This window comes from Kitasatospora sp. cg17-2 (genome assembly GCF_054031055.1).
In genome coordinates, this window is sequence record NZ_CM132923.1 from 420,472 (window position 1) to 445,353 (window position 24,882).

Here is a 24,882-nt window from a genome sequence, read left to right on the forward strand (position 1 = left end):
GCCCGCACCGGCCCGTACCGACCCGCGCCGACCCCGTACCGACCCGCACCGGCCCCGCGCCGCAGAGTCCGGCGGCCGACCGGACTCCGGGACGGACTCGGCCAATCCGCACCCGCCACCACGGCGAATCAGGGGCAGGAAGATCCCGAGCGGCCGACGCCCCGCCGAACAACTCGGACCCGCACCACCGGGCCCCGGGAAAACGCCTCATGACGGTGCGTCAGCCAGGGATCGACCGCTTCCCCTCGTACCCATGTCTCAGGAAGGAGGTGTACCACCATGCGCGCAACGCGTATCCGGCGCCCGCTGGCCGTCGCCATGGCCGGCGCCCTGCTGGCCGGCGGCGCCGCCCTCACCACCGCCGCCTCTGCCTCCGCGGCCCCCGCCGCGGCCCCGACAGCCGCCGCGTCGACCGTCCAGACGCATCAGCACGGCCATGGCACGTGCACCTGGCACCCCGGCTGGTGGGAGAACAAGCTCGTCGCCGGACAGTGGTCGAAGGCCTGGCATCCCAGCTGGTCGCAGAACCAGTGGCACGCCGGCTGGTGGGACGGACAGCACCACTGGCACGACGGCTACTGGCACCAGGTCCGGCACGACGCCGGCTGGAAGAACGTCTGGCAGCCGGCCCACTGGGAGAAGGTCTGGCACAACGGCTACTGGAACTGCTGGCACTGACACCCGTCGCCGACCGGGACCGTACGGGCCCGGTCGGCCCGACCGAGCGGCCCCACCCCACCGGGGCCGCTCCCCACGCTTCTCCCCCACGCTTCTCCGCCACCGCCCGCCACTGCCCGGAACCACCGCCCGCCACTACCGGACGGACGGGAGCCGAAGGACCCCGACCATGAGAACCACGACCGCACCCCCGCCGATCCACCCGAACGACACCTGCCTCCCGACGGACAGCCTCTCCCTGTCCTTCCCCAACGACGCCGGGTGCATGGCCCGGATCCGCTCGGCCACCGGGGCCTTCCTCCGACGCACCCACCCGCACGACCGGGCCCTGCTCGGAGACGCCCTCCTCGTCGTCACGGAACTCGCGACCAACGTCGTCCGGCACACCGACGGACCCGGCCGGCTGACCCTCACCGCCCACCGGCGCGGAATCGGCATCGAGGTCAGCGACACCAGCCGGGCCCTGCCCGCCCCCGCGCCCCTCGCCCCCGAGGACCTCCACGGCAGAGGACTCCTCCTGGTCGCCGCCCTCACCGAGAGCCTCACCCTCACGCTCGACCCCGGCAGCGGCAAGACCGTCCACGCCCTCCTGCCGGACCGCACCGCAGCCCCCGTCCCGCCCGACCCGCGCGGCGCACGGCGCCCGCAGCGCACCTGGTGACGGCCGGCCGCGGACCGGCCGCACCGGGACGACCGTGTCCGCGAGGCCGACGGGACGCGTCGAACGGGGCGCGTCGGTCCGGGACCGCCGACGCGCGGCCGGGGACACTGTGCCGAACGAGCCCGAGGAGCAGCCGGTGCCGGTGAACGGTTCGCAGCACGACGGGGAGCGCGCGCCGCGCTCCCCGGTCCGCTGGTGGGAACAGGGCGAGGAGCCCGACTACCGGGCGACGATGGCGAACGAGCGGACGTTCCTGGCCTGGTCGCGTACGGCGCTGGCCCTGCTGGCGGGGGCGTTGGCGGTGCTGGGGATCGGGCGGGTGGGGCCGTACGGTCTGCGGCTCGCGCTGGCCTGCTATCTGATCCTCCTCGCGGTGGCGGCGACGGTCGCGGGGTACTGGCAGTGGCGGGTGCGGCAGCGGCGGATGCGGCTCCGTGAGCCGCTGGGGCACAGCTCGGTCAACGCGATGCTGGGGCTGGCGTTCCTGGTCCTGACGGGCATCGTGGTGGTCACCGTGGCCGCCGGCGCGCGCTGACGGCCCGTCCCCGCGACGGCCGCCGACGGCCGCCAGGGGGCGGGAGGTCAGCGGCCCTGTACGGAGGCGCGGGCCCCGGCGCGGATCACCCGACCCCGCCGCGGATCACCCGGCCCCGCCGCGGTTCACCCGGCCTCGCACCCGGCGATGAGGGCCTGGACGGAGCGGGGGACGGCCGAGCCGCGCTGCGCGGCGGTGCTGTCGGGCAGGGCCGGTCCGTAGAACTGGCGGATCGGCAGCAGGCCCGCCCAGTTCTGGCCCTCGTTCCAGTCCCGGTCGGCCTGGGTCTCGTGCTCGGGTTCGGAGATGCAGTGCGTCTTGGCCTGGGTCGTGATGTCGGTGATGCTGACGGACAGGACGCCGATGGTGGGGGTGCTCTTCCCGTCCGTGTCGAGTTCGCTGGGGCTCCCGCCCCGGCCGTCCTTGATCGGGCGGAACTCCGACCACCGGCCCGGAATGATCTGGTCGGTGAGGGCCTGGAACGACTTGGCTCGGTCCCCCTCGGCGACCGGCCGGGCGATCCCGTTCACCACCACGGACCGGAAGTTGAGCGAGGTGCTGATGGCCGCGCGCCCGACGAACAGGCCGTCCACGAGGGTGACGGTCACGGAGACGGGGACGCCCTCCGTGCTCCACAGATGCTGCAGCGTGCGGTGGGTGGGTGGGGTGGCGGGCGGCCAGTAGAGGGAACCGTGCAGGTAGAGGAGCCGCTCCGCCCCCTCCTCGTGATAGGCGTAGACCATCGGGACGCAGCGGGGCACGGCCTGCGACGCATCGGCACCGGCGGGGACTTCGACGTGTGCGACGGTGCAGACGTAGGCCGCTTTCAGGATTTCCACACAGGTCGCCAGGTCGTTGACCGGCTTCGTGCCCCGGACGGCGACGGGCGCTTCCTGGGGGTGGTCGGGCTGCTGCGGCACAGGGGTTCCTCCGTGGTCGGGGTGCGGTGGGTGGTGGGCGGGGCGGGACGCGACCGGCGGACCGGCCGCGTCCCGCCCGGGCGCTCAGCCCGATTCGTTGGCGGCGTCCTTCCGGGCCTTCTCCAGGATGTTCCGGGCCACGGCCTCGGGGTCCTGGCCGGTGAAGGGGCGGTCGAAGAGCCAGTTGTAGAGCATCTCCCGGCAGATCTCCGGCTGGTAGGCCGGGACTTCGTGGCCGGAGTCGGGCAGCGCGACCTGGGTGACGTTCCGCAGGCTGCGGACGAACCCCTTCGGGTTGCCCTGGGCCTGCTTCCAGATCCGCCGTTCGGCCTTGCGCCACTCCTCCTGCGGCGTCACGATGCCGTCGAGGATCTCCTCGGTGCTCCGGTAGCCGCAGGCGCTGTCGAAGTCGCCGGTGTAGAGCAGGACCCGATAGCCCCTGCCGATGAGTTCGGCGTACCAGGGCGAGGCGTCCGCCATGTTGTCGGCCTTCAGGGCAGTGGCGACCGGACCGGAGTTGTCGGCGCACTCCCACTTCCGGTCGGTGTTCAGGGCCTTCCGCACCGCCGGGGTGTTCAGGTAGGCGCGCAGCGCCCCCATGGAGAGGTCGTCCCAGCGCCGCACGTCGTAGACGTCGAAGTCGCCCCCGTAGGCCAGGACGGCGTCGACCAGGCCGTTCCCGAGGTCGGTGGCCTGCTTCAGCTTCTCCGAGTCGTGGTTCTTCTCGCCTTCCTCCAGGACGTCCTTGAACGTGCCGTAGGCGTCCTCCAGGAGGCTCTTCTGCCCGAGGCCGAGGAACCCGGAGGCGTAGGCGTAGTCGATCATGACCTGGACGGACAGCTCCGGTTTGATCCAGCCGTTGCCGACCGCGATCCCCTTGAGTTCCAGGTGCGTTCCGGCGTTCCGGCCGTTCTGCTCGTCGATCTTCCGGGCGATGGCCGGCACGTACTTGCCCGCGTAGCTCTCGCCGCAGACGTACAGCGGGCAGTTCCGGTACTCGGGGTAGGTCGCGAAGAACTGCTGCAGACCCTCCCAGAACATCAGGGCGAGGGTGTCCTCGTCCTGGACGTGGCTGCCCGCGGTGTCGCTGTAGCTGTAGCCGGTGCCGACGGGCTGGTCCCAGTAGACGACGTGCGCCTCCTGGTTCCAGGTGTCGGCGCTCACCGAGACGCTGCCGGCGGCGTCGTCACCGATGCGCAGCGGACCGTTCTCGATGAACAGGCCGAGCAGCGAGGAGGCGCCGGGGCCGCCGTTGAGCCAGATCAGCAGCGGCGTCCGGTCGATCAGGGCCTGCTGGGCGGTCGCGTCGAGGTTGGGGTCGCAGGTCTGGCTCTCGAAGAACCAGTAGAACAGGTGGCTCTTCGCGCCCGGGGCCGGTCCGTCGACGTCGGCGTACCCGGCGTAGGAGCGGACCTTCTTCGGGACCTCGCCCTCCTCGTCCTCGCGGGGGTAGAAGTCGATCGTCTGCGTGCCGAGGAGGTTGGCGGGGATCCCGTACACGGGACTGCGCTGCATGGTGTGCCTTCCGTGGTGGGACCGGGGTCAGGAGACCGGCGGGACGCGCCGGGGCGTCGTGCGGCGGAAGTTCCGGAACAGGAAGTCGGAGCGCTCGGTCTCCTCCAGGACGCCGATGCGCTGCCCCATCAGGAGCTGCAGGGCGGGGAAGCGGCCCGGCTCGAACAGCAGGATGTTCAGCGAGCCGCCGTACTGGAAGTACCCGATCTCCTCGCCCTTCTCGACCGGGACCGGCTTCGACTCCTTGGTGATGTTCCGGAACTTCTCGTGGAACTGCACCGAGCCGATCGAGTTGAGGCCGACCGGAATCAGGGCGACGTGGCCGTGGCCGTCGGGCTTCCCCTCGTGGTCCACGTACGGGGTGCGGAAGACGACGTATCCGCGGCGGAAGTCGTCGAACATGCTGTAGTCGTAGCCGTAGCCGACGTTGCCCTTGTCGAGCAGCGCCGGGAAGTCCTTCATCCCGTAGTAGACGCCGCCGATGTCGTCCCGGGCCTCCACCACCTCGCCGCCGACCGGGGCGTGGTACCGGTGGTAGGTGTCGGGCAGCAGGATGCACGACACGGCCGTACCGCCGGGGCTGCCGGGCCCGCTCGGGGTGAAACAGGACGCGTAGTCGGAGCCGTCGAGAAGCTGACGGACGTTCATGGTCACGGTCTTGACCGGGAGCTGCGTCGAGTCCGTCAGATCGTCGACGATCATGTTGATGACGCAGTCGGTCGGGGCGACCACCACCCCGGGGTCGAGCCTGGCGTCGATCGGCCGCGCGCCGGGCGCCAGCTCCCGGACGAAGAACTTGTTGAAGGTCGACCAGTCGCCCGGCTCGAAGTCGGCCATCTTCTTCGGCCCGAGCTCCTTGATCCACCGATCGACGAGGTGCTTCGACTTCGGGTCGTCCATCTGCAGGCCCTGCAGATGGGTGAAGTCGGCCAGCATCTCCCGGCCGGGGCCGGACGTCACGAAGTCCATGCCCGCGTCGTTGCGGTAGGTGATCCAGCTGAACTTCTCGATGAAGTCGAGCCCGTCGTGGACACCCTGGTCCCACCCCCACTTGTGCCACGCCTTGAAGAAGCTGCGCAGCTCCTTGACGGTCGCGCCGGTCCAGTCGTGCCAGACCTTGTCCTTGATGTCCTCCGGGCGCGGTTGCACTCCCTTGATCGCCCCGTCGAACGCGGCCTTGAAGTCCGGGTCGTTCAGGTACACGTTCTCGACCCTGTCGAGGAACGTCTTGAGGTCCGGCGAGGGCGGGCTGAAATCCTGGCTCACGTCGTACTTCCTTCGCTGCACTGGCCCCCCGGCGCGGCTGCGCCTTCACCAGTACGTCCCGGATCCGCAGGAGGTGCGCCCCCAGGTGCTCCGTTCGTATGGGAACGACCTCCGCGCGGCCGAACACTCCCCTTCGGGCCGCCTGGAACGCGGCTCGGCACTCAGTCACTGCCGCCCGGGGCGGCCCCCTGGTCAAGAGGCCCCGCCGTGCCTCCCGGGGTGCCTCTTTTCTTTGACCGTTCGGATCGAATTCCATAAATTGCGTGACGCGCGCCGGGACAACGGTTCGACAATTCGGAACCCGGCCGATGCGTTCACGTTTTCGAGCGGAACAGACAAATGCGTGGCCGTCCGAGTGCAAGCGCGAGGAAAGGAGCCGTTCGAATGGGTCTGGTGATCGGTGACCCGCACCACGGGCGGGTGGAGATCTTCGTCGACCGCGAGCGCGGGGTGGTCGAGGTCAGCTCGCCCTCCCTGCCGGACGCGACCATCGTGCGCCGCGACGGGACCCCGGTCGGCGACCCGTCGCCGATCGGGACCCGGGATCCGCGGCAGGTGGTCCTGACGGTGGGGAGCGGCTCGGGGCGCGTGTTTCCGGGGACGGGCTTCGCCACCCGCAGGTCGTACCGCATCCGCGCTCACTTCCGCGATGCCGTCTACGAGTTCACTCCGCGTTCGGCGAACGTCAGTCGCTTCTCGCGGAACGGGGTCGAGCTGGCCGGCTTCGAGCGGGCGCCCACGGGATGGCTGGACGTCTCCTGGGCCCCGGGCGCCTCCGTCACTCCCGGTGAGGCCGCCCTGGCCTACCTGCTCGTCGGCGCCTACGGAGTGGGATCACCGGGGGTACTGAAGTCCGTCCTCGGACACGGCGGAACACCTTTCTGAGGAATGTGTTCCCGACACGAAGCGCTCGGCCGGAATCCACCGGCCGAGCGCTTCCGCGCATATTCGAGGAGATCGACAGGACCTGGCCCGCCCCGTCGGAGCGCGGTAGAATCGGGCAGCATCATGGCGCACCCCCTCACTGTGCTGCGGGCGGTACTGGGCCTTTCCCAGCCCGAGTACGCCCGGCTCGTCGCGCGCGCACACGACGAGCTCGGCCTGGGGCGGACGGCCGCACGCCGCGAGAAGGTGTCCCGCTGGGAATCGGGGCGCATCGTCCCCGAGCACTCCGCCCAACTCGCCATGGCGCGCATCCACGGCGTTCCGGCCCGCGAGGTCGCCCGGCTCGGCTGGCCGTTCTGGCTGCACCTGGCCACCGGCGACGGCGTCCCCCTGGACGGCGCCCGCGACGGGCCGCGGCTGTACCTGCCCCGAGGCGGCCCGCGGTTACCCGCGTCCGAGCGTCCACCGGGGTCCGCGCTGCCGGGGTTCGCGCTGCGGGGCGACAGGCTGGCCGCCCAGGTGAACGGGCTCCTGGCCCGGCTGGCCGGCCCCCGGCCCGCCCTCGGACGCGAGCAAGCCGCACAGGCCGCGCAGGTCGCGCAGGCCGTTGAACGGATCGACTGGATCGAGGCGCGCACCGGGGCCCTGGAGCAGCAGATGCTCGTCAGCCTCCTCCCGGCCCGGTTGCTCCTGGCCGCGGCACACACGGAACACCGGCAGGTCACCCACCTGCTGGCCGCCGCCGGACCCGGCGGCGCGACGGGCCGGCGCCTGCTCCTGCTGTCCGCCCGCACCGCCCTGCTGTGCTCCGGGTTCAGCTGCGCCCTCGGGGAACTGGCCGACGCCGAGCGCCACGCCCTGACCGCCGTCCGGGCGGGTGCCGCCGCAGGGGATCGCGACGTCTCGGCGACCGCCATGACCCAACTCGCCCGTCACCACCTGCTGGCGAGCAACGCCGCCGACGCCCTCGGCCTCCTCCGCGCCGCCCGCACGGCCGCCCCCGACCTGCCGGCGTCCACCGCGCTGGAGCTGCACAACTGCGAAGCCTCCGCGTTCGCTCAGCTCGGCCGGGCCACCGAGGCGGCCCGGGCGCTGGACCTCGCCGCCGAGGCGTTCACCGCGGCGGACCGCGCGGCGACCGGCACCGCCACGGACTCCGAGGCCTACCGCCGCTTCGTCGCCATCGGACGGGCGTCGGTCTGGTCCTTCCTCGGGCGGCCCGCCAGGGCCAGGCCCCAGCTGGCCGCCCTGGCCGACAGCCTCACCGCGTCGGGCGGTTCCACTCCCTCCCCCTACAGCGCGCTCTGGTTCCTCTACGTCGTCAACGGGCACCTGGCACTCGGTGAACTCGACGTCGCCGCCGACGCCGTCCACCGGATCCGCGCCCTCACCGGCGAACTGCCGCCCGTCCTGGCCTCCGACCTCCGGCAGCTGCTCGCCCCGCACCGGAACGAACGCCTGCTGCGCGAGGCACTCGACGACCTCGGCGCCACGAGGACGTCGTGAGGACGCCGCGAACGAGCGCCGCTCGGTCCGGTCGCGGATCGGACGCACGGCGTCGACGCCCTGTCCGGCCGGGTCTTCGAGCTGCCGGTCCGGACGGGTCCTGCCGGGGAAGAACGGGCAGGCGTCGCCGCAGCCCATGGCGATCACCACCTCGGAGGACCGGACCGCCTCGGTGCGGCTCTTCCGTCGAGTGGCGCAACAGTTGTTTGTTTGTGCGCGAACCGACGAAGGATCACGACACCATCCCCCACACCAGGGAGCACGGCTCATGGATCCCGTCCACTCGCGTCCGGTCCGGTTCGGGGCGCTCACCCTCAGGTTCACCGGCCTCCCGCAGGGCGGGCCGCGGCTCGACGAACCGAACGGCGAAGGCTGGCGCGCCCTGAACAAGGAAGCCGGCAGCTGGATCCTGGAGGTACGCGACACCGACCCCCGCGGCGACCTGGTGCGCCCCGCCGCCGACTGGGAGAAGCTCGGCGAGCTGCCGACCGGGGACGTGGTGTGGCGGATGGTCCCGCCGGACGGCTACCGCACCTTCAGCGACTTCGTCCTCGCCCCGGGGCAGGACCCCCGCCACGGGCCGGACGAAGTGTTCGGATGCGTGAAGGAGAACCACGACGGGTTCAGCTACGCGCATCCGGCCGACGTGGCCGCGCCCGTGACCGCGGATCTGTGGCCCGTCGTCGCCCCCGGCCACTGGTACGGGACGAACGGCATCAGGATGACTCCTTCCGACGTCGGCGGGTTCTGCTGGTCCCCCGGCGACAGGCCGGTGGGTCGGCCGCCCATGCACGTGCTCAACCTGCCCGTCGGCACGCAGAGCGGCGCCGGGTCGCGGACACCCCTGATGGACGGCTTCGGCAGGCCGGCCGACGTCACCAACTGGGCCAGGGAACACGTCGTCACGGTGCCGTTCCCCGCCGTGAAGGACAGCGACCGGAGCACGCTCAGGCAGGTCCGGAGGTCCCCGGTGTACACGATCCAGCGCGACGCGCAGTACCGGCTGGAGAAGTACATCGACAACGAGCACCGCGACACCGCGCAGAGCGTGGGCTACAGCGTCACCAAGGGCGTCAGCCAGATCCAGTCCGCCGCCTGGCGAGCGAAGGTCGGCGTCTCGGTGACGGCCAAGGGGGGCATCGGCATCGAGGCCGCCGAGGCCGGGCCGAGCGCCACAGTGACCGTCGAACTCGGGTACTCCTCGGCCACCGGCGTGAGCGAGCTGGCCAGCCGCACCGACACCGGCACCCTGAGGGTCCCCGGCCGGCACGCCGGGGCCGTCTACTCGGTGACCCACCGGCTCACCGTCCTCCGGGAGGACGGCACCCCCGTCGGCGGCGCGGCCGGCAGTCTGACGTTCACCCCCGACCAGGACTACTGCTTCGTCCAGTACCCCGAGGCCGACGGTGACGGGAACAGCGTCGAGAGGCTCTCCCTCGGCGAGGGCGTTTCCGGGAACCGGCACGGTGATGTCCCGGACTCCTTGTGAAAGGAACGGCGGGAACGGGGCGCCCCGGAGCCGGCGGGGTCAGTCGATCCGGGCCGCCCGGGCCGCGGCCACGGCCACCAGCAGGCCCAGGCCGACACAGGCCGCGCAGACGAGGAACATCGTCCGGTACCCGGCGGCCCCGGCGACCAGTCCGAGGGCGCCGCCGCCGGCCGCGAGGCCCACGGTGAAGCAGGCGCCGAAGGTCGACAGCGCCGTGGCGCGCCGGCGTTCGCTGACCGATCGCACCACGAACAGGCCCAGCATCGGGTAGATCTGCCACATGCCCACACCGATGAGCACACCGCCGACCACGCCCAGGCCGAGGCCGTCCGCCACCCCGAGCAGCGCGACCCCCAGGGCCTCGACGAGGAACAGGCCCGCGAGCTCCACCGGTCGCGTGGCCTCCCAGCGGATCCAACTGCCCGCCACCCGCAGCAGCACCACGGTCAGCGAGTAGGCGGTGACCACGACCGCGCCCCCGGCGATGCCCAGGGCGTCGAACTTCGCGACCGCGAATCCGGACACGGCCGCGAAGCCGAACGCGGTGAAGATCAGCGCGACGCTGGGCAGCACCACGCCGAGCAGCGCGGCCCGGCCCTGCTCGACGCCGGCCCGCTCCGAGGTCGAGGAGAGTCCCACCTCGGGTACGGACAGGACGATGGGGACGACGAGCAGAGCGACCAGCCCCGAGATCACGAAGGTGGACGCCGTACCCACCAGGTGCTCGATCAGGGAACCCAGCGGCGCGCCCAGGCCGATGGCCACGTAGTTCACCGTGCCGCCCAGTCCCAGCGCCCAGCCCTGCCGGTCCTTGGCGACCAGCTGCACCGGCCAGACGCCGACCGCGGCCAGCATCACGCCCATGCCGATGCCCAGCAGCATGCGCAGGCCGACGAGTTCGCCGATCGACCCGGCGAGCGGGTAGCAGACCGTGGCGAGCGCGGCCAGCAGCGTCCCGCCGATGGTCAGGGCCCGAGTGCCGAGCCGGTTCATCAGCACCCCCGACACCGGCCGGGCCAGCAGCGCCGTCACCGCGTAGCCGCTGATGACCGCGCCCACCTCGGCCGGGCCGCCGTGCAGTCGGCCGGTGACGTGCCCGGGCAGGATCGGGACGGTCAGGGCGAACGGCAGATAACCGATACCGTTCGCCAGGGCTATCAGCAGCGCGTGCCGGACGGCTCGCTTGTCGGTGGTCTCGATCTCGGGTTCCAGCTCGGTTCGCACAGATTCGCTCCCTCGCGTCCGGGAGCGAGCCTAGGCGGGAAACGTGCACGGAGCTTGTGATCGCCCGAAGTACTCGTCACTGCGCAGAACTTGGCCGGTCGTGGTCGAAGGACGCTCCGGAGCCCCGCGTCGAAACCCGCGCCGAAACCCGCGCCGGGCCCCGCGGAGCGATCCGCGGGACCCGGCGCGGTCGGCACCGGATCAGGGCGCCAGCGTCTTGCTCGCCAGCACCTTCCCCTCGGCGTCGTACGCGGCGAACCGGACGCCGCCGGGCGGGTACTCGCTCGGGGTGTCGGACTCCTTGAGGGCCGGCCCCCAGAAGAAGCCGCTGGCGAAGCCCGGACTCCCGGGGAGCTGGGCGACGGTGACCCAGTGCGCCTGGCCGTCCACCTCGATGGCCATCGAGGCCACCCGCCCGGGCCCCATGTACACCAGGTTGTAGAAACCCTCCTGCCGCTGCGGCGGCAGTCCGTAGTACTGCATGGTGATCTCCGTCGCGCCTCCCGCCCAGGAGTGCCCGCCGCAGCCCGGACCGGTCTTGTACGCGGGCTCGTCGTGGATGCAGACCTCCTGGTCGCTCAGCCGCATCCACCAGTTCTCGCGGCCCAGCGACAGCTGCTGGCCGGGCTCCACGACCACGGCCTCGGGCGCCGGCCCGGCCGGCGCCGACAGGGGTTGCGACGCCGGCGCCACGGTACGGACCCCGTCCCGCGCCGCCAGGACGACGCCCGTGCCGCCCACCACCACGAGCGCGGCCGCCACCGCGGACACACCCAACGCCGCACGGCGGCCCCGCCGCTGCCGGCGCACATGGACCTGCACGGCCCCGGCCGACCAGTCCCCCACCGTGAGCCCGTCCGCCTCCGACCGCAGCGCGCCCCGCACCATGTCCTCGGTGTCCATCACCCGTTGTCTCCGTTCGTGCCCTCGATCGTCGAACCGGACCCCACCGCGTACGAGGCCAGCGCCGGATGGCCGCGCAGCTTCGCCAGCCCCCGGCTGGCCTGGCTCTTCACATTGCCCGCCGAGCAGCCGAGCACCTCGGCGACCTGGTTCTCGCTCATGTCCTCCCAGTAGCGCAGGACGACCACGGCCCGCTGGCGCGGCGGCAGTTCCGCCAGCGCCTGGAGCAGCACCGAGCGCTCCTCGACCTCGCGGTGACCGGCGCCCGCGCTGTGCGCCCGCTCGGGGAGGACGGGCACCAGCAGCTGCCTGACCCGGCGCCGCCGGTGGCGGGTCAGGTTGTTGTTCACCAGCGCCCGGTGGACGTAGGCGTCCGGCTCGTCCAGCCGACTGATCCGGCCCCAGCTCCGGAACACCTTCGCCAGCGTCGCCTGCACCACGTCCTCGGCCTCGTGGTGGTCGCCCGTCAGCAGGTAGGCGGTACGCACCAGCCGCCGCCACCGCGTGGCGGCGAACGCCTCGAAACCGAGCTCGCGCACACCGGACCCCGACGCCTCCCCGGCGACCGCCCGGGAAGGTGGCCCGGCCGCCGCTTCCGCGACCGGCCGGGACCGGTCCTCCACCGGTACGGGTATTGCACTCGCGGTCATCCCATTCCTCTCCGCGATCCGCGCGACGGCCCCACCGGACCGCCACTCCGCCCTACTCACCCCCGCCCGGCCGCAAAGGTTGCACGTCAGCGCTGATTCACCCACGACGCCGCCGAACGTGACGCCCAGTGCCACGGCGGCGAGCAGGCGGACACCCGCGAGCGGTGGGCCCGGGGCGTCACGGTGCGGGGACGGTGAGGGCCAGCTTTCCCGTGATCCGGCCGTCGAGGAGGCGGCGGACGGCGGTGGCGGTCTCGGCGAGGGGGTGGACGCCGGCGAGGACGGGGGTGAGCTTGCCCGTCTCGATGAGGGCGGTCAGGTCGCGCAGCCCGTCGGCGTGCTCCGAGGCGATGAAGGTGCCCAGGTGCTGGCCGACGAACGGGGACAGCAGCTGCGCGCGCAGCTGACGGTCGGTGCCGCCGAGCCAGCGGCCGTTCGTCTCGCCTCCGGTGATGACGAGCCTGCCCCGCGGTGCGAGGGCGCGGCGCAGATCGCGCAGGGTGCGGTTGCCCGCGATGTCCACGATCGCGTCGTAGCGCCGTCGGCCGGCGAGGAAGTCGTCGCGGGTGTAGTCGACCGCACGGTCGGCGCCGAGTGCCCGGACCGCGTCCAGCTTGGCGGTGCTCGCGACGGCCGTGACCCGGGCGCCGAGGGAGTGGGCGATCTGGACGGCGAAGGTCCCCACGCCGCCGGCGGCTCCGGTGATCAGGACCTGCTGGCCCGGCCGGACCATCGCCCGGTCACAGACCGCCTGGAGCGCGGTGAGCGCGCTGACGGGGACCGTCGCCGCCTGTTCGAAGCTCAGCCCGGCCGGCTTGGGCGCGATCCGGTCGGGGCGGGTGGCGGCGTACTCGGCGAAGGCCGCGACGGCGGTGCCGTAGACCTCGTCGCCGGGCGCGAACCCGGCCACGTCGCGGCCGACCTCCTCGACGACACCGGCGACGGCGCGGCCGGGGTTGGGCAGCTTCGGCCCCCGCAGCCCGCTCACGGGCCGGACCGCGTACGGCAGCCCGGCCATCATGTGCCACGTCCCCCGGTCCACGCTGGAGGCCAGCACCCGCACCAGCACCTCGCCCGGTCCGACGGCGGGCCGGGCAATGCGCGCCGTGCGGAACACGCCCTCGGGCTCGGCGCCGTAGCGCTCCTGCACAACGGCCGTCATCGTCCCGGTCCCGCCGATGGTCCCGCCCGGCCCGCCCGTCTTCCCCATGGTCACCGCTCCTGCCTCCTTGCCTCGCCCACTTACGCTGTAAGCAGGCGACTTACGCCGTAAGTACAGCACTTACGGCGTAAGCTCGTCAACGCCGTCAGCACCCGGGACGCCCGACAGAAAGTGACCGCCGACCGTGACCCCCCGCACTCCCCCGCAGTCGCCACAGCCGTCTCCGCGGTCGTCCCCGCAGTCGTCCCCGCAGCCACCGCGCAGGACGCTCACCCGTGAGCGCGTGCTGCGGGCCGCCGTCGAACTCGCCGACGCCCGCGGCCTGGAGACTCTCTCCATGCGCAGGCTCGGCGAGGCCCTCGGGGTCGAGGCGATGTCCCTGTACAACCACGTCGCCAACAAGGACGACCTGCTCGACGGCATGGTCGACCTGGTGTTCGGCGAGGTGGACCTGCCCGTCCCTGGCGACGACTGGCAGCGGGCCATGCGGCAGCGGGCCCTCTCCCTGCGCCTCGCGCTGTCCCGCCACCGCTGGGCGATCGGACTGATGGAGTCCCGCTCCACCCCGGGACCGGCCACCCTGCGTCACCACGACGCCGTCCTCGGCTGCCTGCGCCGGAGCGGCTTCTCCCTCCCGCTGACCGCCCACGCCGTCTCGGCCCTGGACAGCTACATCTACGGATTCGCGCTGCAGGAGAAGACCCTCCCCTTCGACTCCCCCCAGGAGACCGCCGAACTCGCGCACAGCATCCTCGACGGCCTCGGCGACGACGAGTACCCGTACCTGACGGAGATAGCGACCGCCCACGTCATGCGGCCCGGTTACAGCTTCGGCGACGAGTTCGAATTCGGCCTCGACCTCATCCTCGACGGCCTCCGCCGGGCGGCCGGCTGAGCCTGCGGGAACGGGCCGCCGCACGGGCCGGGTGCGACGGAGGCGCGGCAACCGCCGCCCCGGAATAGGGGCAGCGGCCCCGTCGTTCCCAACAGTCGATCAGAGGCACGGCGGGCCGCCCACTGTCGGACCCGTGCCGCACACTGAGGCCGAACACTCGGCAGACCGAAGGACGATTCCCATGACCGACCGGCCCCTGACGCTGATGGCCGTGCACGCCCACCCCGACGACGAAGCCACCGGTACGGGCGGGGTGCTCGCCCGCTACGCGGCCGAGGGCATCCGGACGGTGCTCGTCACCTGTACCGACGGCGCTTGCGGAGACGGCCCGGGAGGTGTCAAGCCCGGCGAGGCCGGACACGACCCGGCGGCCGTCGCCGCGATGCGCCGTCAGGAGCTGCAGGCCAGCTGCGAGGTCCTCAAGGTCGGCCACCTCGAAATGCTCGACTACGGGGACTCCGGGATGATGGGCTGGGCCGCCAACGACGCGCCCGGCTCGTTCTGGACGACGCCGGTGGACGAGGCGGCCGCCCGCCTCGCCGACCTGATCCGGACGTACCGGCCCGACGTGGTCGTGACGTACGACGAGAACGGCTTCTACGGCCACCCCGACCACATCCAGGCCAACCGCATCACGTCGAGGGCCCTGGAGCTGGCCGGCGCGACGCCGAAGCTGTACTGGACGACGGCCCCGCGTTCGATGATGGCGCGGTTCGGCGAGGTCATGCGCGAGCTCGGCGGCGACTGGGACGAGCCGGGCACCGAGGAGTCGGAGCTGCCCGAGATCGGCCTCCCCGACGAGGAGATCACCACCTGGGTGGACACCACCGGGTTCGGCGGCCAGAAGTTCGACGCGCTGGCCGCACACGCCAGCCAGGGCGAGAACATCTTCTTCCTGAAGATGGGCAAGGAGAAGTTCACCGAGCTGATGGGTGTGGAGACCTTCGTCCGGGTCCAGGACACCACCGGCGCTGCGCTCCCCGAGAACGACCTCTTCGCCGGCCTGCGCTGACCGGTCGACCGCCCCACCGCTCGGGCGGTCCGGTCCTGCCGCGTCGCAGGACCATGACCGCCTGAGCGCGTGACCGACCGAGCGGTGGGGCGGTCCGATCCCCCGGTGGGCTCGTCGGTGACGCCGACGGCGCGGGCCCCGTCGAGGGGTGCGGTGAGGAGGAGCGCCCTCCATCACCGTCGTGAGGCGGATCGACCTCGGTCGGATCCGCCCGGCCCGCTCACCCGATCGGATGAAGCCGGACGGCTCACCCATCCGCCGCGGCGGACGGGCCGAATGCCGGACGTGACCAACGATGTGACCACCCTCCGGATCCGGCGGCCTGCCCCGGTCGCCACGCTGCCGGTCCGGATGGCGTGCGGGATCGCCGCCGTCTGCGCGGGCGTCGCCGCGGGCGAAGTGGCCGCGGCCTTCGTACGCCCCCAGGCGGCCCCGGTGGTCGCGATCGGCTCGGCCGCCATCGACCTCGCGCCCACCGCGGTCAAGGAGTGGGCGGTGCGCTCCTTCGGCACCTGGGACAAAACGGTCCTCCTGGCCGGGATCCACACCACCATGGGCGTGACCGCCGCCGCCCTCGGGCCGATCGCCGCCGCCCGCCGGGCCGCCGTTGTCGCGCTGCCCCTCGGCTTCGGCGCAGTCGGGGTGTGGGCGGCACTGGCCCGCGCGGACGCACGTCTCCCGGACGCGCTGCCCTCGGCCGCGGCCGCCCTGGCCTGCGCCGCCGTCCTCTTCCTCCTGACGACGCGGCGAACGGCCCGCCCGCACGCACGGCCCGTCCCGCCCGGGCCGGGGCAACGGCCCGGCGATGCCGTCGCCCGCGCGGGTGACGACCCCGCGCCGGCCAGTGGCGCCCCGTCCGTCGAACCGCACCCTCGACCCGGACGTCGAACCGCGCTCACAGCGGGCGCCGTCGTCGTCCTGTCGGCCGGCCTCGGCTCCGCCGGGCGCCACCTGGCCGACCGTCGCAACGACGTCTCCGCGGCCCGCGCCTCCCTGACCCTCCCCCCACCGGCCCGGCCCCTGCCGCCGACGCCTCCCCGGGCCGCTCCCGCGATCCCCGGACTGACCCCGTTCCGCACTCCCGTCGGCGACTTCTACCGGGTCGACACCGCTCTCACCCTGCCCCGCATCGACCCGCGGGACTGGACGCTGCGCCTCCACGGCATGGTCGAGCGCCCCGTCGAGCTGTCCTTCGCCGACCTGCTCGCCCTGCCGCTGGAGGAGCTGGACCACACCCTGTCCTGCGTGTCCGGCGAGGTCGGCGGGCCCTACGCGGGCACCACCCGCTGGCTGGGAGCGCCGCTGCCCGCGCTGCTGCGCCGGGCCGGGATCCGTGCGGGTGCCGACCAGTTGCTCGGCCGTTCGAAGGACGGAATGACGATCGGCACGCCGCTGGAGTGCGTCCTGGACGGCCGGGCCGCGCTGCTCGCGGTGGCCATGGAGGGCCTGCCGCTCCCGGTCGCGCACGGCTTCCCCTGCCGCAGTGTGGTCCCCGGCCTCTACGGCTACACCTCCGCCACCAAGTGGCTGGTGGACCTGGAGGTGACCACCTTCGCCGCGCACGATCCCTACTGGGTGCGGCGCGGCTGGGACCGGACCGGCGAGGTGCGCACCGCCTCCCGCATCGACGTGCCCGCCGCCTTCGCCCGCGTCCCGGCCGGGGACGTCACCGTCGCGGGCACGGCCTGGGCGACCCACCGCGGCATCGCCGGCGTCGAGGTCCGCGTCGACGGCGGGCCCTGGCAGGAGGCCGGACTCGCCGCCGACGCGGGGCCCGACGTGTGGCGCCAGTGGCACCACACGTGGCAGGGGGCCGCCCCCGGCACGCACCGCCTGGAGGTCCGCGCCACCGACGCCACCGGGGCCGTGCAGGAGGAGACCCGCCGACCGCCCTTCCCCTCCGGGGCGACCGGCTGGCACAGCACCGTCGTCACGGTCCACTGAACCGACCCGAGGCGCGGCGGGCCCGCCGTCGCGTACGGCACGGGACCACTGTCCGAACTGTCCGAACCTTCCGAACCGTCAGAACAATCCGAACCGTCCGAGAAGAGAAGAATCCCGATGACCGTCGTCCAGCACCGCAGCCCCCTCACCGCCCTTCTTGTCGCCGGCCTCCTCGCCGCCTCCCTCACCGCTTGCGCGGGTGACGACGGAGGCAAGGCGTCCGACACGGCCGGTGGTGCGGCCACGACGGCCGCGGCGACGGCCCCCGCGGCGAACCCCATGGCGGAGCCCGCGGCCGACCGGGCGACGGCCGGACAGCCGTTCGGCGCCGCCTGCACCGCCGTGCCCAAGGACGGCGCCGGCTCCTTCGCCGGCATGGCCGCCGACCCGGTCGCCACCGCGGCCTCCCACAACCCCCTGCTCTCCACCCTCGTCACCGCGGTCACGAAGGCCGGGCTCGTCGACACCCTCAACTCGGCGAAGGACATCACCGTCTTCGCCCCCACCGACGACGCCTTCGCCAAGCTGCCGAAGAAGGACCTCGACGCGGTCCTCGCCGACAAGGAGAAGCTCACCAGGATCCTCACCTACCACGTGGTGCCCCAGCGTCTCTCCCCCGCCGCCCTGACCGGCGCTCACAAGACCCTGGAGACCCACGAGGTCACCGCCACGGGCAGCGCCCCCGACTTCACCGTCAACGGATCCGCCAAGGTCCTGTGCGGGAACGTGCAGACCGCCAACGCCACCGTCTACATCGTCGACACGGTGCTGATGCCCGCCTCCTGACCCGCCCCCGAACCGCTGTCCCCGGCCCGCCCCGCGGCCGGGGACAGCGACGTCCCCGCCCGCCCGAGCCCCATCCTGCGCCGGACAGCGTCTGCCCGTCCTTCCCCGTCCGACACGGCGTCCCGGAGCCGGGCCTGCACGGCCTCGACCAGGGCGGTCGCCAGTTCGAGCGGGTCGACGCCGACGGTGCCGCCGTGCGGCGGGGCGGGAACGTACCCGATGTTCTCCAGGGCTTCCTCGACGAGGTTCCCTTCTCCGCGCCGGACACCGGCGCCGGCCGCCTCCCGCACGAGGTCCGGCAGCGTCGGGGCGTTCGTCTCCGGACTCCTTCCCGTGTCGGCACGGCACCGCTCAGGCTCCGCCCTCACGCCCGCTCGGCAGGGGCTGCTCCTCGTCCGCCGCGGCGACCTCCGCCTGTACACCCCCGCGAAGGCCGACGATCGCCACCACCGCGGCCACGGCCATGATGACCGACATCCAGTGGAAGACCGTCTGGGTGGCCTGGGCGAAGTCGTCCCGGAAGAACTGCGGGATCGCCGCGGCGCCGCCGCTCCCGCCCCCGCCGCTCTGTGCCTGGACCTGGGAGAGGTGGGCGGCCGTGGCCTCCGCCTGGTCCTGCGGCAGGCCCTGGGCGACCAGGGAGTCGGTCAGCCGGGTCCGCAGGTCGGTGACCAGGACGGTGCCCAGCACCGCCAGCCCCAGGCTGGCGGCGTAGTTGCGGACCGTCTGGGTGATGCCGGTCGCCTCGCCGTAGGAGAGCCGCGAAGCCCGGTTGACGGCGTCCGTGCTGGCGGGCGAGAGCATGAAACCCATGCCAGCGCCGGCCAGCACGACGTCCCACTGCTGTTCGCCGAAGCTCAACGAGGTCGCGTCGCCCGCCCACAGGTGGAACCCGATCGCGGCCAGGACGCACCCGATCACCACCGGGCGTTTGGCGCCGCCCCGGTCCAGCATCCGGCCGCCGATCTGCGAGGCGATCACGAAGCCGATGAAGAACCAGAGCAGGAAGACACCGGCCTCCGAGGAGGAGTCGCCCAGCGCGATCTGCGCGTACTCGCTGGAGAAGAAGAACACCGGGACGAAGACCAGCATCGAGATGCCGAGCACCAGGTTCTGCACGGTGAACGCGCGGATGCGGAAGATGTCGACCTTGATCAGCGGCGAGGCGGTGCGCTTCTCGACGAACGCGAAGACGACCAGCAGCCCGGCTCCGGCCGCGATGCAGAGCCCGATCGCCGGGTTGGACCAGCCCCAGACCTGCGACTGCTGGAACCCGAAGACGCTCAGCGCGACACCACCGGCGATCAGCGCCAGGCCCCGGTAGTCCATCGGCGCCGGGCGGCTCTCCGTCACCGGCTTGGAGATCGCGACCAGCACCAGCGCGACGGCGGCCACCGGCAGGTTCACCCAGAAGATGGCACGCCAGGTCCACTCGGTCAGGTAGCCGCCGAGGACCGGTCCGATCGCGGTCAGACCGCCGGCGATCCCGAAGAACAGGGCCAGCGCCCGCCCCCGCTCGCGCAGTGCGAAGTTCTGCACCACGATCGCCAGCGCCGCCGGGAACATGATGGCGCCGCCGAAGCCCTGGACGGCGCGGAAGGTGATCAGCCAGGCCTCGGCCAGGCTCCCGGTGGGGGTGAGGCCGCAACAGGCCGAGGCGCCCGCGAAGACCAGCACCCCGAGCACCACCATCCTGCGGTGGCCGACGGTGTCGGCGAGCCGGCCGCCGAAGGCGAAGAACGCCGCCAGGGTGAGCAGGTAGGCGTTGACCGCCCACTGCACGCCCGTACTGGTCAGCTTCAGCTCGTACTGGATGTTCGGCACGGCGATCGACACGATGGTCTGGTCGATGAAGGTCATCGCGACGGCGAAGATCATCGCCGCCAGCACCAGGTAGCGCGAGGATCCGCCGGTGGGAGCAGCGGCCATCACTGTGCCTCCGGGGCGTGTCCGCACGTCGACTGCCGGCGGACCAGCTGTGGGGCGGGCCGTTCGCTGTCGAACCGGCCCGGGTTCCTGCCGTTGATCCGGCGACTCCCATGCTAGCCACCGGCCCGGGGCGACGCCTGCCGGACCCGGACCGGTGCGGTGGCGTCCGGTGCGGTGATGTCCGGCGCGGTGGGCTCAGTGATCCGTAGGCGCGCCCGCGATGCTCCGCCGCCGGTGCTCGCGCGGTGTCAGCCCGTACGCCTCGCGGAAGGCCCGGCCGAACGCGGACGCGTTCGGGAAGCCCCGGCGGGCGGCGAGGTCCCGCACCGAATGGTGGGCCAGTTCCGGCCGGGCGAGGTCGGCGCGGCAGCGTTCGAGGCGGCGACGGCGGATCAGCCTGCTGACGCTCTCCTCCTCCTGCCGGAACAGCAGGTGCAGCGAGCGCACGGAGATGTGGTGGCGCTCGGCGATCGTGCCGGGCGCGAGGTCGGGGTCGTCGAGGTTGTGCTCGATGTACGCCTTGACCCGCTCCAGCAGGGCCGGCGCCGGCGCCCCGGCCTCGACCTCCTGGGCGGCGTCGGCGTGCTCGGCCAGGCAGACGGCGGCGAGGTCCCGGGCGATCGCGCCCAGCCGCCCCAGCTCCTCAGGACCGCACTCGGCGGCGTGCTCGTCCAGGGAGGTGAGGAACCGGACCAGTATCGCCCCCGTCCCGCGCCGGGGGATCCGCGCCGGGTTCGCCCCGTCGAGCAAGGCCGACCGGTACTGCTCGACCACCCGTACCGCCCCCCGTCGCCCTCGGCCGCACACGGCGGCCGACCCCTCGTCCAGTGTAGTTTCCGCACGTCACCGGCCCGCATCTGACCCATCGTCCGCTCGCGGCACTACGGACACCGTGTCGCGACGACCGCCGAGGCGGAGGGCGCGGTGAGGATCTCGGCGGCCCGAAGGAGGGGGTGGGTGAGATAGAAGAGCCGGAGCTCGTCCACCTCGCCGCCGTAACGGGGCGGCCAGTCGGACGAGGGCGTGAAGTCGTCCAGGACGAGAAGGCCGCCGGGGGCGAGCAGTTCGACGACCCGTTGCGGATCGTCCCGCTTTCCCCCGCCGTCGCAGAAGAAGACGTCGAAGGGGGCGTGCCGCTCCAGAAGCCGCCAGTCGCCCGTGAGAACACTCACCCGCCGGTCGTCGGAGAACACCCCGGCCGCCCGACGGGCCAGTTCCTCCTCACGCTCCACCGTGACCAGGCGCGCGCCCGCACCACCGAGGCCGCTGTGCAGCCACGCGGTGCCGACTCCCACGCCGGTGCCGCTCTCCGCGACGGTCCCACCGGGTTTCGAAGCTGCGGCCAGGCAGAGCAGTCTGCCCACGTGAGGAGTGCAGCTCCGCGTGAACGCCAACTCCGCGGCGATCCGCTCCGCGGCCACCACACGTGCCGGAACGGCGGGTTCTGCTGCGTTCACGACCCTCCCCTGTCGAAGCACTGGCCGATGGAGCGATAGACCGATGGCCTGATGGACTGATGAACGAAGGTCACGCTACCCACCGCACAATGGTCCGATGGAAGACATCTCCGCCACGCCCACGCCCGGGCCCGTCGTCCTCGGTGTGGACGACCTGCGGCCGCTCCCCCGCGCGACGCGGATCGCCCGTAACAGCCGGGACGGCGTTCGGCTCCTGGAGGAGCATCGCGACCGCTACGTGGACGAGCTGTGGCTGGACCACGATCTCGGCGGCGACGACACGATCATGCCGGTGGTGACCCTGCTGGAGCGGGCCGCCTTCGAGGGACGGCCGTTCCGGATCGGTGAGGTGCTCGTCCACAGCGCCAATCCCGTCGGCGCCGCGACCGTGGTCCGGTCGCTCGCGCGCTGGGGCTACCGGGTGCGGCGGGCGTCCGCCGAGGGCCGGTCCGGCGCTTCCCGGACGGCGTCGCACGCCTGATCGACCGGCTCTGACCGGCCGTCCCGGAGCGGCCCGGGAGGGAGCGGCGGGGGCGACGGCGCCTGCCGGCCGGCCCCGGGACGGGTGGCCTCCAACGGACAAACCCGCTGATGAGAGGATCGCGGGGGTGGCCGACGGTCGCCGCCGTCCGGTCCCGCGGGGACCGCGGGCGATCAGGACACACGGAGCAGGGGCACATCGTGCGGGGGCGCAGTACGGAGCGGGAGCGGATCGGCCGGCTGCTGGCGGACGGCCGCCGGGGCAACAGCGGCGCGCTGCTGATCCACGGTGAGGCGGGGATCGGCAAGTCCGCCCTGCTCGACTGGGCGGCCGGGCAGGCCGGGGGCGCCCGGGTGCTGCGGGTGGAGGGCATCGAGTCGGAGATGGAGCTCGCCTACGGCGGCCTCCACCAGCTGTTCCTGCCCGTCCTGGACCTCGTCGACAGCCTGCCGCCGGCGCAGGCCGACGCCCTGCGGGCGGTGTTCGGGCTCACCTCCGACGAGGTGCGGGACAGCTTCACCGTCGGCCTCGCGGTCCTGACCATGCTGTCGGAGGCCGCCGCCGACGGGCCGCTGCTCTGCCTGGTCGACGACGCGCAGTGGGTCGACCGGCCGTCGGTGGACATGCTGACCTTCGCCGCGCGCCGACTGCGCGCGGAGGGCGTCGTGATGCTCTTCGCCGTCCGCGACGGGGCGCCGGGCGCCACCGTGAAGGGCCTGCCGGGGCTGCTCGTCGAGGGTCTGGACCGTACGGCCGCCGCCGAACTGCTCACCGGTCTGCCCCCGTACGTCGCCGATCGCGTGATGGAGGAGGCCGGGGGAAACCCGCTGGCCCTGATCGAGCTGTCCGCCGCCCTGACGCCCGCCCAGCGCGCCGGTCGGCTGGGCCCGCTGGCGCTGCCCGAGACGGCCGCCGGACTGCGCGGCCGGATCCAGGACGGCTTCCTGGACCAGGTCGGGCGGCTGCCCGAGGCCACCCGGCTGGTCCTGCTGGTAGCGGCCGCCGACGACACCGGGAGCCTCGGCACGGTGCTGGAGGCCGCCCGGGAGCTCGGCGCGGGCGTCGAGGACCTCGAACCCGCCGAACGGGCCGGGCTGGTGATCCTCTCCGGCGAACTGGTGCGCTTCCGGCACCCGCTGGTCCGGTACGCCGCCTACCGGAGTGCCCCGCTCGCCCGCCGGATCGCCGCCCACCGGGCGCTCGCCGGGGCGCTGGGCGGGGCCGGACAGCCGCACCGGCGGGCCTGGCACCTGGCCGCCGCGGCGACCGGCCCGGACGAGGGCGTCGCCGAGGAGCTGGAGCGGGTCGCCGAGTGGGCCGGGAACCGGCAGGCGATGGCGTCCGCCTCCGCGGCGTACGAGCGTGCCGCCCAGCTGACCGCGGACCGGGACCTGCGGGCCCGCCGCCTGGTCCAGGCCGCCCGGAAGGCCGCCGACGCGGGCCAGGACCAGCGCTGCGGCGCCCTCGCCGACCAGGTGCCGCTGCCGCTGGCGGACCAGGAGGTGGCGGCGAACTTCGCCCGGGCCAGGGCGGCGGTCGAGCTCGGCCACCGCAGCCCGGCGGCGGCCGCCCGGATCCTGCTCGACAGCGCGGACCTGACCGGTGCCGCGCACCCGGAGGCGACGGCCTCGCTGCTCGTCGACGCCGTCCACGCGGCCTACTCGGGCGGGGACGCGGCGCTGATGGCGGAGGTCGCGTCCCGCGCCCCCGAGCTGCCGGTGCTCGCCGTGCCCGCCCTGCTGTTCGGCGACGGCGCGTCCGACGTGCCCGACGTGCCCGACGTGTCGGGCACGCTGCGCCCGCTGGTGGCGGCGACCGAGGTGACGGCCACGGGGGTGATGGAGCGACTGCTGACGGGCATCCACTGCCTGCTGACGGGCGATCACCCGACCGCCCGCCGGGTGGCCCTCGGTGCCGTCGCCCACTGCCGGGAGCAGGGCATCAGCGGTTGGCTGCCCACCACGCTCGACCTGCTGGTCCGCACGGAACTGGCCCTGGGCCACCACGAGGAGGCGGTGGCCCGGGGCACCGAGGCGCTCCGGCTGGCCGAGTACTACGACCTCGCCCACCGGGCCTCCCACCTGCGTGCCGCCCTGGCGCTGCCGGCCGCCGTCCGGGGCGAGGAGGAGCAGGTCCGGGCCCTGACCGAGGAGGCCCTCGGGTACGCGCGGCCGCGCGGTGTGGGGCGGGCCGCGGCGGACGCGCTGTGGGCCCGTGGTCTGCTCGAACTGGGCCTGGGCCGGGCGCAGGCGGCCCTCGACGAACTGGCGGCGGCCCGGCAGGAGGTCGGCCATCCGCTGCTCTGCCTGCCCCTGCTGCCGGACCTGGTGGAGGCGGCGGTCCGGGCGGGCCACCCGGAGCGGGCGGCGCAGGCGGCGGGTGTGCTCGACGCATGGGCCACCGCGCTGGACCGGCCCGCGCTCGGCGCCCTGGCCGCCCGGTGCCGGGCGCTGACCGGGCCCGACGGTACGGCCGAGCAGCACTTCACCGCCGCGCTCGCCCTGCACGGCGACGGCGACAGCGACAGCGACAGCGACAGGCACGGGGCCACCGACCGGCACGGGGCCGGGACCGGGAACGCGTTCGACCGGGCCCGCACCGCGTTGCTCTACGGGGAGTGGCTGCGCCGCCTGCGCCGGCAGATCGACGCCCGGGAGCAGCTGCGCGCCGCGCTGGACGGCTTCGAGGCGCTCGGCGCGCGGCCCTGGGCCGAGCGGGCCAGGTCGGAGCTGGGCGCGGCCGGCGGGGAGACCGTGCTGACCACCCGGCAGGACGGGCCGATCAGCCTGCTCAGCCCGCAGGAGCGGGAGGTGGTCCGGCTGGCCGCCACCGGGGCGAGCAACCGGGAGATCGCGGCGCAGCTGTTCCTCAGCCCGAGGACGGTCGGGCACCACCTGTACCGGGCCTTCCCCAAGCTGGGTGTCGGCTCGCGCACCGAACTCGCCGCCCTGCTGGCCGCCTGAGGCGGAACGACCCCGGGACGG

The 24,882-nt window shown here is 73.4% G+C and carries 23 protein-coding genes and 1 pseudogene; 12 read left to right on the forward strand and 12 right to left on the reverse strand.

Translation table 11 applies throughout. The annotated features are described in order from the left end of the window. Positions 1 to 279 precede the first annotated feature (279 nt). The 3 genes from ACW14Y_RS01655 to ACW14Y_RS01665 all read left to right on the forward strand — a co-directional run bounded on the left by ACW14Y_RS01655 (position 280) and on the right by ACW14Y_RS01665 (position 1,874). On the forward strand, positions 280 to 678 hold the full coding sequence (locus ACW14Y_RS01655) for a hypothetical protein (RefSeq protein ID WP_380301412.1): 399 nt from the start codon (positions 280 to 282) through the stop codon (positions 676 to 678). A gap of 169 nt (positions 679 to 847) precedes the next feature. Beyond that, on the forward strand, positions 848 to 1,339 hold the full coding sequence (locus ACW14Y_RS01660) for an ATP-binding protein (RefSeq protein WP_456985617.1): 492 nt from the start codon (positions 848 to 850) through the stop codon (positions 1,337 to 1,339). Positions 1,340 to 1,448: 109 nt separating this feature from the next. Further along, positions 1,449 to 1,874: a YidH family protein gene (locus tag ACW14Y_RS01665; RefSeq protein WP_456985618.1), complete on the forward strand. Its 426-nt coding sequence runs from the start codon at positions 1,449 to 1,451 to the stop codon at positions 1,872 to 1,874. A gap of 125 nt (positions 1,875 to 1,999) precedes the next feature. Here the strand turns inward: ACW14Y_RS01665 and ACW14Y_RS01670 are convergent, their stop codons facing one another. The 3 genes from ACW14Y_RS01670 to ACW14Y_RS01680 form a co-directional block, all read right to left on the reverse strand. Next, positions 2,000 to 2,794 (reverse strand): pyridoxamine 5'-phosphate oxidase family protein, encoded by a 795-nt coding sequence (locus tag ACW14Y_RS01670; protein WP_456985619.1) that lies wholly within the window; start codon positions 2,792 to 2,794, stop codon positions 2,000 to 2,002. 84 nt (positions 2,795 to 2,878) lie between these two features. After that, the gene (locus ACW14Y_RS01675; protein ID WP_456985620.1) at positions 2,879 to 4,309 is read right to left on the reverse strand and encodes a S10 family serine carboxypeptidase-like protein; all 1,431 of its coding nucleotides are present in this window, start codon (positions 4,307 to 4,309) and stop codon (positions 2,879 to 2,881) included. Positions 4,310 to 4,336: 27 nt separating this feature from the next. Continuing rightward, positions 4,337 to 5,575: a phosphatidylserine decarboxylase gene (locus tag ACW14Y_RS01680; RefSeq protein ID WP_456985621.1), complete on the reverse strand. Its 1,239-nt coding sequence runs from the start codon at positions 5,573 to 5,575 to the stop codon at positions 4,337 to 4,339. A gap of 384 nt (positions 5,576 to 5,959) precedes the next feature. Between ACW14Y_RS01680 and ACW14Y_RS01685 the strand changes: the two genes are divergently transcribed. Next, positions 5,960 to 6,460, forward strand: coding sequence for a hypothetical protein (locus ACW14Y_RS01685; protein ID WP_380301401.1), 501 nt, complete (start codon positions 5,960 to 5,962; stop codon positions 6,458 to 6,460). 123 nt (positions 6,461 to 6,583) lie between these two features. After that, a complete protein-coding gene (locus tag ACW14Y_RS01690; protein WP_456985622.1) occupies positions 6,584 to 7,966 on the forward strand; it encodes a hypothetical protein in 1,383 nt (460 codons plus the stop codon). On the opposite strand, the pseudogene ACW14Y_RS01695 reads toward ACW14Y_RS01690, so the two are convergent. Continuing rightward, positions 7,848 to 8,140, reverse strand: a pseudogene (locus ACW14Y_RS01695) (hypothetical protein); the annotation flags it as partial. The gene ACW14Y_RS01690 and the pseudogene ACW14Y_RS01695 sit on opposite strands and share 119 nt — an antisense overlap. A 94-nt stretch (positions 8,141 to 8,234) precedes the next feature. Here ACW14Y_RS01695 and ACW14Y_RS01700 point away from each other — a divergent pair. Then, a complete protein-coding gene (locus ACW14Y_RS01700) occupies positions 8,235 to 9,455 on the forward strand; it encodes a hypothetical protein (protein ID WP_456985623.1) in 1,221 nt (406 codons plus the stop codon). A gap of 39 nt (positions 9,456 to 9,494) precedes the next feature. Here the strand turns inward: ACW14Y_RS01700 and ACW14Y_RS01705 are convergent, their stop codons facing one another. From ACW14Y_RS01705 to ACW14Y_RS01720, 4 genes are all read right to left on the reverse strand, one after another. After that, the gene (locus tag ACW14Y_RS01705) at positions 9,495 to 10,679 is read right to left on the reverse strand and encodes an MFS transporter (protein WP_380301395.1); all 1,185 of its coding nucleotides are present in this window, start codon (positions 10,677 to 10,679) and stop codon (positions 9,495 to 9,497) included. A 201-nt stretch (positions 10,680 to 10,880) separates the two neighbouring features. Beyond that, the gene (locus tag ACW14Y_RS01710; RefSeq protein WP_456985624.1) at positions 10,881 to 11,582 is read right to left on the reverse strand and encodes a hypothetical protein; all 702 of its coding nucleotides are present in this window, start codon (positions 11,580 to 11,582) and stop codon (positions 10,881 to 10,883) included. Next, a complete protein-coding gene (locus ACW14Y_RS01715) occupies positions 11,582 to 12,232 on the reverse strand; it encodes a SigE family RNA polymerase sigma factor (RefSeq protein ID WP_402725281.1) in 651 nt (216 codons plus the stop codon). Before ACW14Y_RS01715 ends, ACW14Y_RS01710 begins: the two co-directional genes overlap by 1 nt. A gap of 178 nt (positions 12,233 to 12,410) precedes the next feature. Beyond that, positions 12,411 to 13,442 (reverse strand): NAD(P)-dependent alcohol dehydrogenase, encoded by a 1,032-nt coding sequence (locus tag ACW14Y_RS01720; RefSeq protein ID WP_456985625.1) that lies wholly within the window; start codon positions 13,440 to 13,442, stop codon positions 12,411 to 12,413. Between the two features lie 235 nt (positions 13,443 to 13,677). On the opposite strand from ACW14Y_RS01720, the gene ACW14Y_RS01725 reads away from it, so the two are divergent. The 4 genes from ACW14Y_RS01725 (at position 13,678) to ACW14Y_RS01740 (ending at position 18,031) form a co-directional block, all read left to right on the forward strand. Continuing rightward, positions 13,678 to 14,289 (forward strand): TetR/AcrR family transcriptional regulator, encoded by a 612-nt coding sequence (locus ACW14Y_RS01725; protein WP_380395117.1) that lies wholly within the window; start codon positions 13,678 to 13,680, stop codon positions 14,287 to 14,289. Between the two features lie 181 nt (positions 14,290 to 14,470). Then, positions 14,471 to 15,301, forward strand: coding sequence for a PIG-L family deacetylase (locus ACW14Y_RS01730; protein ID WP_380395118.1), 831 nt, complete (start codon positions 14,471 to 14,473; stop codon positions 15,299 to 15,301). Between the two features lie 276 nt (positions 15,302 to 15,577). After that, positions 15,578 to 17,245: a molybdopterin-dependent oxidoreductase gene (locus tag ACW14Y_RS01735; RefSeq protein ID WP_456985626.1), complete on the forward strand. Its 1,668-nt coding sequence runs from the start codon at positions 15,578 to 15,580 to the stop codon at positions 17,243 to 17,245. A 117-nt stretch (positions 17,246 to 17,362) separates the two neighbouring features. Beyond that, positions 17,363 to 18,031, forward strand: a complete 669-nt coding sequence (locus tag ACW14Y_RS01740) for a fasciclin domain-containing protein (RefSeq protein WP_456985627.1) — start codon at positions 17,363 to 17,365, stop codon at positions 18,029 to 18,031. Here the strand turns inward: ACW14Y_RS01740 and ACW14Y_RS01745 are convergent. From ACW14Y_RS01745 to ACW14Y_RS01760, 4 genes are all read right to left on the reverse strand, one after another. Then, positions 17,995 to 18,321: a hypothetical protein gene (locus ACW14Y_RS01745; RefSeq protein WP_456985628.1), complete on the reverse strand. Its 327-nt coding sequence runs from the start codon at positions 18,319 to 18,321 to the stop codon at positions 17,995 to 17,997. The two genes, ACW14Y_RS01740 and ACW14Y_RS01745, sit on opposite strands and share 37 nt — an antisense overlap. A 61-nt stretch (positions 18,322 to 18,382) precedes the next feature. Further along, positions 18,383 to 19,960, reverse strand: a complete 1,578-nt coding sequence (locus ACW14Y_RS01750; RefSeq protein ID WP_402725285.1) for an MFS transporter — start codon at positions 19,958 to 19,960, stop codon at positions 18,383 to 18,385. Between the two features lie 195 nt (positions 19,961 to 20,155). Next, a complete protein-coding gene (locus ACW14Y_RS01755; protein ID WP_456985629.1) occupies positions 20,156 to 20,734 on the reverse strand; it encodes a helix-turn-helix domain-containing protein in 579 nt (192 codons plus the stop codon). A gap of 107 nt (positions 20,735 to 20,841) precedes the next feature. After that, positions 20,842 to 21,417, reverse strand: a complete 576-nt coding sequence (locus ACW14Y_RS01760) for an O-methyltransferase (protein WP_456985630.1) — start codon at positions 21,415 to 21,417, stop codon at positions 20,842 to 20,844. A gap of 97 nt (positions 21,418 to 21,514) precedes the next feature. On the opposite strand from ACW14Y_RS01760, the gene ACW14Y_RS01765 reads away from it, so the two are divergent. Continuing rightward, the gene (locus ACW14Y_RS01765; protein WP_456985631.1) at positions 21,515 to 21,898 is read left to right on the forward strand and encodes a cyclic-phosphate processing receiver domain-containing protein; all 384 of its coding nucleotides are present in this window, start codon (positions 21,515 to 21,517) and stop codon (positions 21,896 to 21,898) included. 200 nt (positions 21,899 to 22,098) lie between these two features. Continuing rightward, positions 22,099 to 24,861: an ATP-binding protein gene (locus tag ACW14Y_RS01770; protein ID WP_456985632.1), complete on the forward strand. Its 2,763-nt coding sequence runs from the start codon at positions 22,099 to 22,101 to the stop codon at positions 24,859 to 24,861. Positions 24,862 to 24,882 lie beyond the last annotated feature (21 nt).

Bases quoted from the DNA above. Each gene is read 5' to 3' on its own strand.
- ACW14Y_RS01655 (WP_380301412.1), top strand. From the start codon at position 280: ATGCGCGCAACGCGTATCCGGCGCCCGCTGGCCGTCGCCATGGCCGGC.
- ACW14Y_RS01660 (WP_456985617.1), top strand. From the start codon at position 848: ATGAGAACCACGACCGCACCCCCGCCGATCCACCCGAACGACACCTGC.
- ACW14Y_RS01675 (WP_456985620.1), bottom strand. From the start codon at position 4,309: ATGCAGCGCAGTCCCGTGTACGGGATCCCCGCCAACCTCCTCGGCACG.
- ACW14Y_RS01685 (WP_380301401.1), top strand. From the start codon at position 5,960: ATGGGTCTGGTGATCGGTGACCCGCACCACGGGCGGGTGGAGATCTTC.
- ACW14Y_RS01690 (WP_456985622.1), top strand. From the start codon at position 6,584: ATGGCGCACCCCCTCACTGTGCTGCGGGCGGTACTGGGCCTTTCCCAG.
- ACW14Y_RS01700 (WP_456985623.1), top strand. From the start codon at position 8,235: ATGGATCCCGTCCACTCGCGTCCGGTCCGGTTCGGGGCGCTCACCCTC.
- ACW14Y_RS01710 (WP_456985624.1), bottom strand. From the start codon at position 11,582: ATGGACACCGAGGACATGGTGCGGGGCGCGCTGCGGTCGGAGGCGGAC.
- ACW14Y_RS01715 (WP_402725281.1), bottom strand. From the start codon at position 12,232: ATGACCGCGAGTGCAATACCCGTACCGGTGGAGGACCGGTCCCGGCCG.
- ACW14Y_RS01720 (WP_456985625.1), bottom strand. From the start codon at position 13,442: ATGGGGAAGACGGGCGGGCCGGGCGGGACCATCGGCGGGACCGGGACG.
- ACW14Y_RS01730 (WP_380395118.1), top strand. From the start codon at position 14,471: ATGACCGACCGGCCCCTGACGCTGATGGCCGTGCACGCCCACCCCGAC.
- ACW14Y_RS01735 (WP_456985626.1), top strand. From the start codon at position 15,578: ATGCCGGACGTGACCAACGATGTGACCACCCTCCGGATCCGGCGGCCT.
- ACW14Y_RS01740 (WP_456985627.1), top strand. From the start codon at position 17,363: ATGACCGTCGTCCAGCACCGCAGCCCCCTCACCGCCCTTCTTGTCGCC.
- ACW14Y_RS01750 (WP_402725285.1), bottom strand. From the start codon at position 19,960: ATGGCCGCTGCTCCCACCGGCGGATCCTCGCGCTACCTGGTGCTGGCG.
- ACW14Y_RS01765 (WP_456985631.1), top strand. From the start codon at position 21,515: ATGGAAGACATCTCCGCCACGCCCACGCCCGGGCCCGTCGTCCTCGGT.